This window comes from Arthrobacter nitrophenolicus, from assembly GCF_045833485.1.
GTDB classification, from domain to species: Bacteria; Actinomycetota; Actinomycetes; order Actinomycetales; family Micrococcaceae; genus Arthrobacter; species Arthrobacter nitrophenolicus.
Genome location: NZ_CP174504.1, coordinates 3,017,172 through 3,031,598 on the forward strand (window position 1 = coordinate 3,017,172; position 14,427 = coordinate 3,031,598).

The 14,427-nt window shown below is 65.8% G+C and carries 14 protein-coding genes; 6 read left to right on the forward strand and 8 right to left on the reverse strand.

Translation table 11 applies throughout. The features are described from left to right. Nucleotides 1-22: 22 nt before the first annotated feature. The 4 genes from ACJJV6_RS14035 to ACJJV6_RS14050 are packed head-to-tail and all read right to left on the reverse strand — an operon-like array spanning nt 23 to nt 4,121. Nucleotides 23-799 carry an ABC transporter ATP-binding protein gene (locus ACJJV6_RS14035; RefSeq protein ID WP_133351057.1) on the reverse strand — a complete coding sequence of 259 codons (777 nt, stop codon included), beginning with the start codon at nt 797-799 and terminating at the stop codon, nt 23-25. Next, nucleotides 796-1,863, reverse strand: coding sequence for an ABC transporter ATP-binding protein (locus ACJJV6_RS14040; protein WP_009356209.1), 1,068 nt, complete (start codon nt 1,861-1,863; stop codon nt 796-798). Before ACJJV6_RS14040 ends, ACJJV6_RS14035 begins: the two co-directional genes overlap by 4 nt. Then, nucleotides 1,860-2,828, reverse strand: a complete 969-nt coding sequence (locus tag ACJJV6_RS14045; protein ID WP_133351053.1) for a branched-chain amino acid ABC transporter permease — start codon at nt 2,826-2,828, stop codon at nt 1,860-1,862. Before ACJJV6_RS14045 ends, ACJJV6_RS14040 begins: the two co-directional genes overlap by 4 nt. Before the next feature lie 9 nt (nt 2,829-2,837). Then, the gene (locus tag ACJJV6_RS14050) at nt 2,838-4,121 is read right to left on the reverse strand and encodes a branched-chain amino acid ABC transporter permease (protein WP_009356211.1); all 1,284 of its coding nucleotides are present in this window, start codon (nt 4,119-4,121) and stop codon (nt 2,838-2,840) included. Nucleotides 4,122-4,602: 481 nt separating this feature from the next. Between ACJJV6_RS14050 and ACJJV6_RS14055 the strand changes: the two genes are divergently transcribed. After that, a complete protein-coding gene (locus tag ACJJV6_RS14055; RefSeq protein WP_407709245.1) occupies nt 4,603-5,490 on the forward strand; it encodes a Bax inhibitor-1/YccA family protein in 888 nt (295 codons plus the stop codon). A 101-nt stretch (nt 5,491-5,591) separates the two neighbouring features. Here the strand turns inward: ACJJV6_RS14055 and galK are convergent, their stop codons facing one another. Then, nucleotides 5,592-6,779: a galactokinase gene (galK, locus tag ACJJV6_RS14060; protein WP_407709246.1), complete on the reverse strand. Its 1,188-nt coding sequence runs from the start codon at nt 6,777-6,779 to the stop codon at nt 5,592-5,594. Further along, a complete protein-coding gene (gene galT, locus ACJJV6_RS14065) occupies nt 6,776-7,930 on the reverse strand; it encodes a galactose-1-phosphate uridylyltransferase (RefSeq protein ID WP_407709247.1) in 1,155 nt (384 codons plus the stop codon). Before galT ends, galK begins: the two co-directional genes overlap by 4 nt. A gap of 99 nt (nt 7,931-8,029) precedes the next feature. Between galT and ACJJV6_RS14070 the strand changes: the two genes are divergently transcribed. From ACJJV6_RS14070 to ACJJV6_RS14085, 4 genes are read left to right on the forward strand one after another with little or no spacing between them, the layout of a single operon-like run. After that, entirely contained in the window at nt 8,030-8,989 is a 960-nt protein-coding gene (locus tag ACJJV6_RS14070) for an aldose 1-epimerase family protein (protein ID WP_407709248.1), read from the forward strand. A 39-nt stretch (nt 8,990-9,028) separates the two neighbouring features. Further along, nucleotides 9,029-10,357 (forward strand): AI-2E family transporter, encoded by a 1,329-nt coding sequence (locus ACJJV6_RS14075; protein ID WP_407709249.1) that lies wholly within the window; start codon nt 9,029-9,031, stop codon nt 10,355-10,357. A 3-nt stretch (nt 10,358-10,360) separates the two neighbouring features. Continuing rightward, nucleotides 10,361-11,599 (forward strand): threonine ammonia-lyase, encoded by a 1,239-nt coding sequence (gene ilvA / locus ACJJV6_RS14080; RefSeq protein ID WP_133351045.1) that lies wholly within the window; start codon nt 10,361-10,363, stop codon nt 11,597-11,599. An 8-nt stretch (nt 11,600-11,607) separates the two neighbouring features. Beyond that, complete coding sequence (locus ACJJV6_RS14085; RefSeq protein WP_009356216.1) at nt 11,608-12,219, forward strand: rhomboid family intramembrane serine protease; 612 nt, start codon at nt 11,608-11,610, stop codon at nt 12,217-12,219. Between the two features lie 72 nt (nt 12,220-12,291). Here ACJJV6_RS14085 and greA read toward each other — a convergent pair whose 3' ends face one another. Beyond that, nucleotides 12,292-12,786 (reverse strand): transcription elongation factor GreA, encoded by a 495-nt coding sequence (gene greA / locus ACJJV6_RS14090; protein ID WP_009356217.1) that lies wholly within the window; start codon nt 12,784-12,786, stop codon nt 12,292-12,294. 151 nt (nt 12,787-12,937) lie between these two features. Then, nucleotides 12,938-13,396 (reverse strand): DUF4307 domain-containing protein, encoded by a 459-nt coding sequence (locus ACJJV6_RS14095; RefSeq protein WP_035751560.1) that lies wholly within the window; start codon nt 13,394-13,396, stop codon nt 12,938-12,940. A 112-nt stretch (nt 13,397-13,508) separates the two neighbouring features. On the opposite strand from ACJJV6_RS14095, the gene mca reads away from it, so the two are divergent. Beyond that, a complete protein-coding gene (gene mca, locus ACJJV6_RS14100) occupies nt 13,509-14,414 on the forward strand; it encodes a mycothiol conjugate amidase Mca (protein WP_133351043.1) in 906 nt (301 codons plus the stop codon). The last annotated feature ends 13 nt before the right edge of the window (nt 14,415-14,427 follow it).

The window sequence follows — 14,427 nt, forward strand, 5'->3', positions numbered from 1 at the left end:
CTCCTTTGTGTCCTGTCGCCCGCTACTCGACGGTGTCGGCCAGGGTTCCGAGGTAGAGCTGGATGACCTTGGGGTCCTTCATCAATTCACGGCCCGTACCCGTGTAGGCATCGCGGCCCTGGTCCAGGACGTAGCCGCGGTCGCAGATCTGCAGGCAGCGGCGCGCGTTCTGCTCCACCATAATCACGGACACCCCCGCACGGTTGATCTCGTGCACGCGCAGGAACGTTTCGTCCTGCTTGACGGGGGAGAGGCCTGCGGAGGGCTCATCCAGGAGGAGCACGGCCGGGTCCATCATCAGGGCGCGGCCCATGGCCACCATCTGCCGCTCACCACCGGACAGCGAACCGGCGCGCTGGGCACGCCTCTTGCCCAGCTCGGGGAAGAGGCTGGTGACAAAGTCGAACCGCTGCGCGAAGTCCTTGGGCCGCTGGAACATGCCCATCTGGAGGTTCTCCTCGATGGTCAGCGTGGAAAACACGTTGTTGGTCTGCGGGACGAATCCGACGCCGCGCGTCACCAGCTTGTTGGCCTTCAACCCGGTGATGTCCTGGCCCCGGACCACTACCGTGCCCGAGTGGACCTTCACCAGGCCGAACATGGCCTTCAGGAGGGTGGACTTGCCGGCGCCGTTCGGCCCGATGATGCCGATCAGCTCACCCTTGCGGGCCTCAATGCTGCAGCCGTTGAGGATGTTGACCCCGGGCAGGTACCCCGCCACCAGGTCGGTGACTTTTACAACGGCGTCACCGCTGCTGACAGGCTGGGCGGCCGGGGCCGCGCTCGTGCTGCTGCTCATTTGGTGTCCCTTTCCGTGCTGCCGTGCCGGCCGCTGTGGTCCCCGTGGGGGCCTTCCGTGGTCCGGGGGCGGGCTTCCTCTTCCGCCACGGTGTCAAGCGAAATGATGCCCGCGTTTTCGGTGCCAACGATCGACTCTTCATCCGCCACAAGCTCTGCGGCAAGCTCCTTGATGCCCTCGGAGTCGCCGAGATCGACGTCGTGGTGGGCGCCCAGGTACGCGTCGATGACTGCAGGGTTCTTCATGACCTCGCCGGGCGGGCCTTCCGCCACCACCTTGCCTTCGGCCATGACCACCACCCAGTCGGCAATGTGCCGGACCATGTGCATGTCGTGTTCCACGAACAGGACGGTCATGCCTTCGGCCTTCAGGTTCTTGATGTGGTCAAGCAGCGACTGGGTCAGGGCCGGGTTGACGCCTGCCATGGGCTCGTCAAGCATGACCAGCTTCGGCTGCACCATGAGGGACCGTGCCATTTCCAGGAGCTTGCGCTGGCCGCCGGAGAGGGATGCCGCGTAGTCATCCTTTTTGGCGTCAAGCTTGAACTTCTCCAGAAGCACGTTTGCCTGGGCAGTGATCTCCTTCTCCCGGCCGCCCCAGATGCCCTTGAACAAGGCCCTGGACAGGCGCTCGCCGGGCTGGTTGGCCGCGCCGAGCCGCATGTTCTCCATGACCGTCAGCTTGCCCATAACCTTGGTCAGCTGGAAGGTCCGCACCATGCCCATGCGCGCCACCTTGTACGGTGACACCCCGGCGATGCTCTTGCCCTCGAACTGCCACTTTCCGCTGTTGGGCGTATCGAATCCGGTCAGCAGGTTGAACAGGGTGGTCTTGCCCGCCCCGTTGGGACCAATCAGGGCCGTGATCTTGTGCCTGGGGATTTCGAGGTACTCCACGTCCACGGCGTTGATGCCGCCGAAGCTGCGGGTCACGTTTTCCGCGACGACGATGGGGTCGCGTTTCTTGCAGCCGGGACCCACTTCACCGGCGGCGATCGGCCGGGTATCGGTCATGAAGTCCGGGGTGCTCCCGGCGGCTGCCGGTACTTCGCTGTGCATGCTCATGCGAACGCCAGCTCCTTCTTGTTTCCGAAGACGCCCTGGGGCCTGAAGATCATCAGCAGCATCAGTGCGACGCCCACCAGGATGTAGCGCAGCTGGCCCGCCTGGACGGTGTTCAGCCACGTAATGGTGCCCGATTCGATCAGGCCGTAGAGGATGCCCTGGGTCAGTGACAGGACCACCCAGAAGATCATGGCGCCGATGACCGGTCCCAGGACTGTGGCCAGGCCGCCCAGCAGCAGGCACGTGTAAAGGAAGAACGTCAGTTCCGTGCCGTAGTTGGCAGGCTGCACCGCTCCGCGGGGGAGGGTGAAGACCATTCCGGCGAGAGCCCCGAGCACACCGCCGATGACCAGTGCCTGCATCTTGTAGGCGTAGACGTTCTTGCCCAGTGAACGGACCGCGTTCTCATCCTCGCGGATGCCCTTCAGGACACGGCCCCAGGGGCTGCGCATCAGCAGCCATACCAGCGTGCAGCACACGACCACCAGCCCCCAGCCGATAACCCGGATGAAGAAGTCGCGGTTGTTCATGCCGAAGTAGGACCCCTCGGGGAAGGGGTTCATGGCGTAGAAGCCGCCCTCGAACGCTGCCAGGCCGTTGGCGGAGCCGGTGACGGATGTGAGCTGGTTGGTGGTGACGATGTAGCGGACGATTTCCGCGGCCGCGATGGTGACGATGGCCAGGTAGTCCGCCCGGAGCCTCAGGGTGGGGATGCCCAGGAGCAGGGCAAAGATTGCCGAGGCGGTGATTGCTATCAGCAGCCCGACGAAGAACGGCACTCCGAAGGTAAGGGTGGAGATGGCGAACCCGTAGGCCCCCACCGCCATGAAGCCGGCCTGCCCGAAATTCAGCAGGCCGGAGTAGCCGAAGTGGACTGCGAGGCCGAGCGCGGCCAGTGCATAGGCGGCCGTGGTGGGGCTGAAGATTTCACCCGCGGCGCTGGCAAAAATGAATCCAAAATCCATGTCTGTTTCCTAACCCACGCGCTCGCGACGGCCCAGGATGCCCTGTGGCCGGAACAAGAGGACAACGATCATGATGAACAGGGCGCCCACGTACTTCAGGTCGGCGGCAAGGCCAAACACCGTGGTCAGCTCCACGAAAATGCCCACGATGATCGAACCGATCAGGGCTCCGAACACGGTACCGAGGCCGCCCAGCGTGACGCCGGCGAAAATGAGCAGGAGGATGGCCGAGCCCATGTCGAAAGTGACGCCGGGCCGGTAGTAGGCCCAAAGGATGCCGCCGAGCGCAGCGAGCATGCCGCCGGTGATCCACACGAGCCGGATCACGGCGTCCACGTCAATGCCGGAAGCGGCGGCCAGCGCCGGGTTGTCCGCCACTGCGCGGGTGGCCTTGCCCAGCCTGGTCTTGAGCAGCACGATGCCGATCAGGGCGATCACCACCGCGCTGATGCCCAGCGACCAGAGGTTGTTGGGCGAGATGGATACCGGGCCCAGCTGGATTTCGGGGCTCTGGGCATACGGAAGCTGTTGCGTGGCGCCGCCGAAGTAGAACTGGATGACGTAGCGGACGGCCAGCGCGAGGCCGATGCTGACAATCATCATGGGCACCAGGCCGGTCCCGCGGCGCCGCAGCGGCCGCCACAGGCCCCTGTCCTGGGCATACCCGAACAGGGCACCGCCCAGCAGGGACAGGATCAGTGCCAGCCAGAAAGGCAGCCCGGCCGCGTTGAACGCGAACACCAGCACCGCGCCCAGCGTCACCATCTCACCGTGGGCGAAGTTGGTGAGCCCGGTGGTTCCGAAAATCAGGGACAGTCCCACCGACGCCAGCGCGAGGAGCAGGCCGAAGCTCAGTCCTGCCACGAGGCGGTTGAGCAGGTTCTGCCCGAAATCCTGCTCCTGGACCACGATGCCCTTGCCGAAGGCAAAGATCACTGACAGGTTCGAGGTCTGGCTGAAGGTGACCTCACGCGGGTTTTCCTGCCCCTCGGCGAGCTTGATGCCTTCAGGCAGGGTGGATTCGTCCAGTTCCACGGTGTAGGTGCCCTGCTCGGGCACGCCGATGTTCCAGGAGCCGTTCGCTGACGACTTGGCCGTGCCGGTGAAGTCGCCCTTCTTTGCCGTGATGGTCACATCCGCCAGGGGTGCGCGGGTGTCGTCGCGGAGGAAGCCGCTGATGTTGTTCTGGAAGGTCTGGTTCGACGGGGATGGTGTCGGTGCTGGGGAAGCGGCCTGGGTTGCCGGTGCTGCGAGGAGGAGGATCGCCAGGATGGTTGCACTGATGGCTCCCATGATTCCCGGCAACCCCCGGCGTCGTCCGGCCGGCTGGCCGTGGGGTGTACTTCTCAAAATGAAAAACCTCCACTTGGGGGCGGTCTCGGCTGCGCCATTGCAGCCGCTGCGAACGGATGCAGGGCGGGGAGGCGCCATCTCGCCCGGCACCTTCACGCATGTGAGTTCCGTCACCCTGCTTGGCTTATGCTACAGCGCGCGGGATGCCGCAAATGCCGAGGTCCAGGCCTTGTTGGTAGCGATCAGGTAACAACTCCGGCGGCCCGGGCGCGGCAAACGGGAGGAGCGCCCCAAGAAACCTTTGTTGAGCCACGGTATTTTCCAGGCGGCAGGGTGCAGCCGGGCTTGGGCAGCGGCGCCGGTCATCGTCACGGTTGCGTTGCATAGCCGCCCGTTCGGGAACTTTCAGGGGTGTATTGGCGTGGTAATTGGTACCGTAAACCTTAAGGTTCACATCACACCCACACGGAGGAATCCAGCAATGGCACTTGGCGGCAACCCGATCTTCAACGGAAAGAATTTCCGTGGAGCCACCCAGGCACCGCCTGTCCCGCAGGCTCCCTATGGACAAGCTCCTTACGGCCAGGCTCCCTACGGCCAGGCCCCTTACGGCCAGCAGGGCTGGAACGCCCAGCCGCAGGGCATGACGGACGAGCAGCTGCAGCAGATGTACAGCCGGCCCTCCGCCGGCCCTGCTGACACCGGGCGGATGACGTTCGACGACGTCATCGTCAAGACGGCGGCCTGCCTGGGAGTGCTGCTCGCCGGTGCCGCTGTCACCATGGTGGTGGGCCTGAGCCTGGCATCCCTGCTGATGGTCGTCGGTGCGCTCGGCGGCTTCGTCCTGGCGCTCGTCAACACGTTCAAGAAGCAGCCGTCCCCGGCCCTGATTCTTGCCTACGCAGGCCTCGAAGGCCTCTTCCTCGGCGGCCTCACCCGCGTCCTTGACACCATGTACCCGGGCGTTGGCCTCCAGGCCGTCCTCGGCACCCTGTCCGTCTTCACCGTGACGCTTGTCCTGTTCAAGAGCGGCAAGGTGCGCGCCACACCCAAGGCCATGAAGTTCTTCATGATCGCCCTCATTGGCTACGCGCTCTTCTCCGTGGTCAACCTCGTCATGATGCTGACCGGCCTTACCTCGGAACCCTTCGGGCTGCGAAGCGGCATCATCGGCGTCGTCATCGGCATCCTGGCCATCGGCCTCGCGGCATTCTCGCTGGTCATGGACTTCACCAGCATCGAAGCCGGCGTCCGCAGCGGCGCCCCGCAGCGCTTCTCGTGGACGGCCGCGTTCGGCCTGACTGTCACCCTGGTCTGGCTGTACGTGGAAATCATCCGCCTGCTGGCCATCCTCCGCGGCGAGGAGTAACCGGCAAGGCGGTACCGCCGCCGGAACCCGAACAGCAATGGAGGGCCCCACCAGATTCCTGGTGGGGCCCTCCGTCTGCCTGCGCCCGGGCGTCCTGCGGCTCAGGCGATGCGCATCGCCCCGGCGGCGGGTGACACGGTGAAGATGTCCGGCTCCGTGAAGCCGGCCTCGGAAAACGCCCGCACGACGGCGTCGCGCACCTTGTGTTCGCTGGCGGCGGGGGTGAGTGCGATGGCTGCACCGCCGAACCCGCCTCCGGTCATGCGTGCGCCGATGGCACCGGCTGCCCGCGAGGTATCCACCGCGAGGTCAAGTTCCGGACAGGAGATCTCGAAGTCATCCCGCATGGACGCGTGGCTGGCGTCCAGCAGATGGCCGATGGCAGCGGGTCCCCGGTCGCCGAGGAGTTCCACGGTCTGCAGCACCCGGTCGTTTTCGGTGACCACGTGCCGCACGCGCCTGAACGTCACCTCGTCCAGCAGCCCGCTGGCTTCCGCAAGGTCGCCCACCTGCACGTCGCGCAGGGCTTTGACCCCCAGCACTTCAGCGCCCAGCTCACAGGCCGCCCGCCGGGAGGCATAACCGCCGTCGGCATGGGAGTGCGACACCTTCGTATCGATGACCAGCAGGACCAGCCCCGCGGGCTCCGTTTCGAAAGGAACAAGGGTGGCGTTCTGGTCCCGGCAGTCCAGGAACACCGCGTGCCCGCGGGCGCCGCGGAGCGAGGCGGACTGGTCCATGATGCCGGTGGGGGCTCCCACGAAGTCGTTCTCTGCCTGCTGGGTGGCCAGGACCATGTCCTGGGCTTCCAGGCCGGCCCCGGTGAGGTCGTTCAGCGCCGTGATGACGGCGCATTCAATGGCATGCGACGACGACAGGCCGGCGCCCAGGGGGACGTCGGAATCCAGCAGCAGGTCAATTCCCGGGACGTCGATGCCCCTTTGCCGCAAGGCCCACATGACGCCGAGCGGGTATTTTGTCCAGCCTTTGGCCGACCCCGGCTCAAGGGATCCGGTGGTGGTGGTTACCACACCCTGGTCGCCGTAGGTGGAAAGCAGCCGGACGGTCGAATCCGTGCGGACTCCGACGGCCACGCGGGCTGTCCGGTCGATGGCGAAGGGCAGGACGAAGCCTTCGTTGTAATCCGTGTGTTCGCCGATGAGGTTCACGCGGCCGGGCGCCTGCCAGATGCCGGCGGGATCGCTCCCGAACTTCTGGGTGAAACGGGCAGCCAGGTCCCCTGCCGGGGCAGGGGCCGGCGCCGTGGCGGGATCAGGTGCGGTGCTCAAGCAGGGGCTCCTTCGGAGAGGCCGGCCAGGGCCGGGGACGCGGGCGACGCCGGAACGATGACCGAACGCAGGCGCTCCGCCACGCTTTCCGGGGTGGTGTCGTTGATGAACGCACCCATGGCCGCCTCGGACCCGGCAAGGTACTTCAGCTTATCGGCAGCGCGGCGGGGCGATGTCAGCTGCAGGTGCAGGTTGCCGGACGGCCGCAGGGCAGGGTCAAGCGGAGCCTGGTGCCAGGCGGAGATGTACGGGGTGGGGGTGGGATACAGGGCATCCACCCGTTTGAGCAGATCCAGGTAGACGTCCGCCAGTTCGTCCTTCTCTTCACCACTCAGGGCCGCGAGGTCCGGTACATGGCGGTGCGGAACCAGGTGGATCTCCAGCGGCCACCGGGCGGCAAAGGGGACGTAGGCGCTGAAGTTCTGGCCTTCCATCACCATCCTGCTCCCGTCCTCCCGCTCAGCACGCAGGAGCGACCCCGTCAGGGTCTCCCGGCCGTCACAGGCGTCGTGGAACTTCCGGGCCGCGTTGCCCATCACGGCGGCGCGGGGCGTGACGTACGGGTAGGCGTAGATCTGCCCGTGCGGATGGTGCAAGGTGACCCCGATGTCCGCGCCGCGGTTTTCGAACGGGAACACCTGCTGGATTCCGGGCAGGGCGTTGAGGGCGGCGGTCCGTTGTGCCCATGCCTCAATGACGGTGCGGGAGCGGGTCCGGCTGAGCCCGCTGAAGGACCCGGTGTGCTCCGGTGTGAAGGACACCACCTCGCAGCGGCCGTACGCCGGACCTTTCGTTCCCCACGCCGCATCCTCCGGCACGGGGCCGAGCGCCGGTCCCAGGGAGGGAAAGCGGTTCTCGAAAACCACCACGTCGTAGTCCGCGGCCGGTATCTCGGAGGGGTTGCTGTCTGTGGTGGGGCAGATGGGGCACTGGTCTGCCGGCGGGAGGTGGGTCCGGGTCTGGCGGTGCGCTGCGACTGCCACCCACTCGTTCGTCAGGGCATCGAACCGGACTTCGCCCGACTCACCCCGCGGGGGAAGGCCGCGGTGGTCCGTGGTCAGTTCGGCTGCCCGCGAAACAGTAGTGCCGGCGTCGTCGAAATAAATCAGCTCCCGGCCGTCGGAGAGTCTGGTGCTGGTGATCCCTGTCATGCAAAAAGTCTCGCATATCCGATCAAAAAAGAATAGTTAAGAACAAAAAATAACATTGACTATTGGTGCCGCCGGCGATGGCCGGGGTACCGTATGCCCATGACATCGTCTCCACACCAGGAATCCCCGGCCGGTCCGACTCCCCAGGCTTACGCGACGGGGCGGCAATATGAGCTGCGGCGCGGCGATGCCCTGGCCGTGGTTACCGAACTGGCCGCAGGCCTCCGCTCCTTCCACCGCGCCGGAGTGCTCCTCACGGAGACGTACGGCGACGACCAGATCCCGCCCGGGGCCACCGGAATCACGCTTGCCCCCTGGGCCAACCGGGTGGAGGACGGCACCTGGTTCCTGGACGGCAAGAAGCAGCAGCTGGACATCACCGAGGTTGGCCGGAACAACGCCAGCCACGGCCTGCTGCGCAATGCCGCGTACGCCCTGGTTGACGAGTCGGAACACTCGGTCTCCCTGGAGGCCACCATTTTTCCGCAGCACGGCTATCCCTTCCTGCTGCGGCACCGCGTCCAATACCTTCTGGACGACACCCTGGGCCTGGTGGTCCGGCAGACCCTTGCCAACCATTCCAAAGCTCCGGCCCCGTTCGTGCTCGGCGCCCATCCGTACCTCCGCCTGGGCGATGCGCTCATCGAGGACCTGGTGCTGACGGTGGCCGCGGACACCCGGCTGGTGGCCGATGACCGGCTCATTCCCCGCAGCGCAGCACCCGTGGCGGGAGACACCGACTTCCGGTCCGGCCGGCACATCGCCGAACTCAGCGTGGACGTCGCGCTCACCGGCCTGAAGCGCGTTGACGGCAAGGCCCGGCATACCCTGAGTGCCGCCGATGGACGCAGCGTCAGCCTCTGGCAGGATGAAGCCTGCGAGTATGTCCACGTCTTCGTGAGCACCGAGTACCCCGGCCGCAGCCGCGCCGTTGCCGTCGAGCCAATGACCGGCCCGGCAAACGCTTTCAATTCCGGCGACGGGCTCCGCTGGCTGGCACCCGGCGAGGCCTTCACCATCGAGTGGGGGATCGACTACAGCGCCGGGGCGCAAGGCTAGCGGTTTCCCATTAGGGCACGGCTGCGGAAGTATTAGGCTATGACGCCAACCGGGGATGCCGAACCGCCTTCAACCGCAGCCTCCTTGCAGCAAAAAACCGCTCCATCACCACCGACGCTGCGGGTTCTTGCTGACCGTGAACTGGACCGCGACATTCCCTACGGGATCCGCATCGCGGCATCATGGGCCTGGCGGCTGGGCCTGATCCTCCTGGTGGGCGGTGCCCTGGTGTGGCTGCTCAGCCACATCAGTTTCCTGATCATCCCGGTCCTGGTGGCCGCGCTCCTTGCCGGACTCCTCAACCCGGTGGTGGGCTGGCTCAAGAGCTACCGGATACCGTCCGGGCTGGCCGTGGCCATGACTGTGCTGGGCTTTATCGGACTCATTGCCGGTGCATTGGCTCTGGTGGGCAGGCAGCTCTGGGCAGGCTTCGGAGAGCTTTGGTCCGAATCGCTGGCCGGGGTAAAGCAGATCCAGGACTGGCTTTCGGACGGCCCGCTCCACCTCACGGCCGACCAGATGGACCAGTACTTGAAGGAAGCCACGTCGGCCCTGCAGGACAACACCAGCAGCATCGTCAGCGGCGCCCTCTCCTTCGGCAGCACCGCCGGCCACTTTGCCGCCGGCCTGATCCTTGCCCTCTTCATCCTGATCTTCTTCCTGCTGGAAGGCGACAGGATCTGGGTATTCCTGGTGCGGCTCCTCCCCAGGAAGGCACGGGCGGCCGCATTTGGAGCCGGCCGCAAGGGCTGGACCTCAATGGTCAGCTACGCCCGCATCCAGATGTTCGTTGCGTTCGTGGATGCGGTGGGCATCGGGGTCGGCGCGGCAATCATCGGTGTTCCCCTGGCGCTGCCGCTGGCGGTGCTCGTCTTCATCGGCTCATTCATCCCCGTGGTGGGTGCCCTGGTGACCGGTGCCATCGCCGTGCTGCTCGCGCTGGTGGCCAACGGGCCGGTGAACGCCCTCATCATGCTGGGAATCGTCCTGCTGGTCCAGCAGCTCGAGAGCCACATCCTGCAGCCCCTGGTCATGGGCAAGGCCGTGGCACTGCATCCGGTGGCCGTCATCCTCACCGTTGCTGCCGGTTCATACCTCGCCGGCATCCCCGGTGCCCTGTTCTCGGTGCCCATTCTCGCCGTCGCAAATTCCGCCATTCGCTACATTGCCGCCAGAACGTGGGAACATGAACAGGTGCCGGTAATGCCGCTGGCGGCCGGCGCCCCGGCGGACAACACCATCAAGGACGTTGCCCGGCCGGCCATGCGCCGGCACGGCAGGGACGCCGCAGCCGGCACCACAGCAAAAGATCCCGATGTCCGCAGCTTTCCCAAGCCGGGCGCCGGGGACGAATCAAGAGGAGAATAGTCCGTGAATATCCTTGAAACCCTTCCCGTCACACTGGACGATGTCCTGGAGGCGCAGAAGCTGCTTGACGGGATTATTGCGCGCACTCCTGTTGAATCGTCGCGGGCGCTGGGAACAATGGTGGGCGGCGACGTTTACTTCAAGTGTGAAAACCTGCAGCGTGCGGGATCGTTCAAGGTCCGCGGAGCCTACGTGCGGATGGCCAGGCTGTCCCCGGAAGAGAAAAAGCGCGGCGTGGTGGCGGCCTCGGCAGGCAACCACGCCCAGGGCGTGGCCGTAGCCGCCAAGAGCCTTGGAATCAAAGCCCGCATCTACATGCCGCTCGGTGTGGCGCTGCCGAAGCTGGCTGCCACCCGCAGCCACGGCGCGGAAGTTGTCCTGCACGGGCACAACGTCGACGAAGCGCTCGCGGAAGCCCAGCGGTACAGTAACGAGACGGGAACCGTGTTTGTCCACCCCTTCGACAACGTTGACGTCGTTGCCGGCCAGGGCACGCTAGGCCTGGAGATCCTCGAACAGGTGCCCAACGTGGACACTGTGCTGATGGGCGTCGGCGGGGGCGGGCTTTTGGCCGGTGTTGCCGTGGCCATCAAAGCCCGGGCAAAGGAACTGGGCCGGGAAATCCGCATCATCGGTGTGCAGGCTGAAAACGCCGCTGCCTACCCGCCGTCGCTCGCCGCCGACGCCCTGGTGCCCCTGAAGAAGGTATCCACCATGGCGGACGGCATCGCCGTGGGCCGCCCCGGCCAGCTGCCGTTCAGCATCATCCGCGAGCTGGTGGATGACGTGGTCACCGTCAGCGAAGACTCCCTGGCCCGGGCCCTGATCTTCCTGCTGGAACGGGCCAAGATGGTGGTGGAGCCCGCCGGCGCCGTGGGCGTGGCAGCGCTGATGGACGGCAAAATCGAGAACCCGGGAACCACGGCCGTGGTCCTGTCCGGCGGCAATATCGACCCCATGCTGATGCTGAAGGTGATCCAGCGCGGCCTCTCCGCGGCGGGACGCTACATGACAGTCCGGATGATGCTGGACGACAGGCCGGGCTCGCTGGCCACCATCGCCAGGATCATCGCCGAGAACGATGCCAACGTGACCGGCCTGGACCACACACGGGTGGGCGGCTCCATCAGCATGGGAGACGTCTCCATCACGGTGAACCTGGAAACCAAAGGCCATGAGCACGGAGCGCAGGTCCTCAGCGCCCTCCGCGCCGAGGGCTTCCAGCCGATCGTGGTGCACTAGGAGGTGCCATGGAAGGGCTGACCGGGGACGGGGGCATCAGGCAGCGCCAAACCGTGGCGGCGAGGGCAAAGGGCGGCCTGCTGGTCCTTGGCGCTTTCGTGGTCCTGCTGTTTGTCATCGAGCTCTTCAACATGGTGATGCTCCGCTCGCTCAACGCGACGTTCGGGCTCCGGCCCCGCAGCGCTGACGGGCTGCTGGACATCTTCACCTTTCCCCTCCTGCACGCGAACCTGAACCACCTGCTCTCCAACGGCCTGCCGCTGATCATTTTCGGATTCCTGGTGTTCCTCTCCGGCCTCCGGGTGTTCATGACCGCCCTGGCTTTCAGCTGGCTGGGGTCCGGACTTACGGTCTGGCTGATCGGCGACAGCGGCGTCACCGTGGGCTCGTCCGGCCTCGTTTTCGGCTTGTTCTCGTTCCTCCTGGTCCGGGGTTTCTTCAACCGCAGCTGGCGGCAGATCCTCCTGGCCGTGGTCCTCTTCATGGGGTACGGGAGCATCCTGCTCGGGATCCTGCCCATCGTTTCCGGTTTCGTCTCGTGGCAGGCACATCTGGGCGGTGCCGCCGGGGGACTGGTGGCGGCGCTGCTGCTGCGGCCGCGGACGGCCCGCGTGGCCTGACCGGCTGCAGGCAAGGAACGCAAAAGCGCCGGCCCCTTGCGGGTGCCGGCGCTTTTTTGTGTGTGTCTGGAACTAGGCTGCGTACGGCTTGGCGGACAGGATTTCCACCTTGATGTCCTTGCCGTTCGGTGCCGTGTAGCTGAGCGTCTCGCCTTCCTTGTGCCCCAGGATGGCAGCTCCCAGCGGAGACTTCTCGCTGAACACGTCCAGGTCGGAATCGCCTGCGATTTCGCGGGATCCGAGCAGGAAGGTTTCCTCGTCGCCGGCAATCCTGGCGACGACGATCATGCCGGGCTCAACGATGCCATCGTCAGCGGGAGACTCGCCCACGTGGGCGTCGCGGAGCAGGACCGTGAGCTGGCGGATGCGGGCCTCAATCTTGCCCTGCTCCTCCTTGGCGGCATGGTAGCCCCCGTTCTCCTTGAGGTCCCCCTCTTGCCGGGCTGCATCGATCTTCTGGACAATCTCCGCCCGGCCAGGGCCGGAAAGGTGGTCCAGCTCTGCCTTCAGGCGGTCAAAAGCTTCCTGGGTAAGCCAGGCTGCAGCTGCGCTGTTGGTGGTAGACACGGACTTCTCCTCTAATGGTCCTACATGCAAAAGACCCCGCCACAGTGGCCACTTGTGGAACAGTAACCAGCTCAGCGGGGTGAAGGTATTGCTCCATTGTAGTCAATCCTGTGGACTTATCCCAACAGGGGAGCGGCGCACGTCACATCCACTAATCCGCTTTATCCGCTATCCAGCAGTCGTCCACCACACCGGACACGGACGGCGATTCGGTCCGGACGGCCACGCGCTGCGTCACTGTCCTGCCGCCGTCGGACGTTCCCTCCCGGGCGTCTGCCGGGATGTCCACTACCTTCCAGCCCACGATGGCGAACTTGGAATCCAGCGCCTTGACAGCGCACTGCACAGCGGTCCCCGGTTCCCGGGTCACCTGGAAGTCCACCTCGGCCAGCGTGCCGTCAGGGGTGCTGTAGCCGATGTCCTTGAACGAGATATCCGTCAGCGAGTTGGACGTGGAGACCCATGCCATGAAGCCGATCCCACCCGCCAGGGCCACCACGGCGATGGCCCGCTTGGCAGCGGCGGAGAGCCCCCGCTTTTTAGCACCATAGCGATTGGCTAGGCTAGTGTCTGCGGGCGCGGATGGGGCCGGCTGGTCCGGGGAAGTCACCCGTCCAGTTTAGTGCCCATTCCGCCGGTGCCGGTCCTGCACCCGGTGGCGGCAGCGGCCCGCCCGCCGTTGAAACAGCCATAACCAAAGATGAATGAGGAGCCGTCCCTCCATGACAGCGTCCAGCAACTCCCCGGCACCGCTACGGCTGCTTGCAGTCCATGCCCACCCGGATGACGAATCCAGCAAGGGCGCTGCGACGATGGCCAAGTACGCCGCCTCCGGCGTGGACGTCATGGTGGCAACATGCACGGACGGTTCCCGCGGGGACATCCAGAACCCGGCGGTGGAAGGTGAACCGCACCCCAAGCGGGATATGGCCGGGGCCAGGCGCCTTGAAATGGAGAGTGCCGCCAAAATCCTGGGCATCAGGCAGCGATGGCTCGGGTTCGTGGATTCCGGGCTTCCCGAGGGCGATCCGCTGCCGCCGCTGCCCGCGGGCGCCTTTGCCACGCTGCCGCTGCACCGGGCCGCGGCGCCCCTGGTGCGGCTGGTGCGCTCCTTCAAGCCGCACGTCATCCTGAGCTACGACGAGAATGGCGGATATCCCCACCCGGACCACATCATGGCCCACCGGGTGGCAGTCGAGGCCTTCGAGGCGGCGGGCGACCCTGAGCGCTATCCCGGTGCGGGGGAGCCGTGGGAGCCGAGCAAGCTCTACTACGACAGGGCTTTCAGCCCGGAGCGGTTCCGGGCGCTGCATTTCGCGCTGGAGGAGGCCGGCCTGCAGTCTCCGTATGCCGAGCGGCTGGCCGCCTGGCTGGAGTCCGACGCCGAGGGCCACACGCCGCCGCCGGCAGCGCATCCGACCACCACGCAGATCGATTGCGGCGATTTCTTCGAGGTGCGCGAGGACGCCCTGCGTGCACACCGGACGCAGGTGGATCCGCTGGGGTTCTTTTTTGCCGTGTCGGCGGAGATGCAGCGGCGCGCCTGGCCGTGGGAGGACTACTCGCTGATCCATTCCCGGGTGCCCTCCGAACTCCCGGAGAAGGATCTGTTCGCGGGGCTAAGATAGTAGCGGCAGGCAA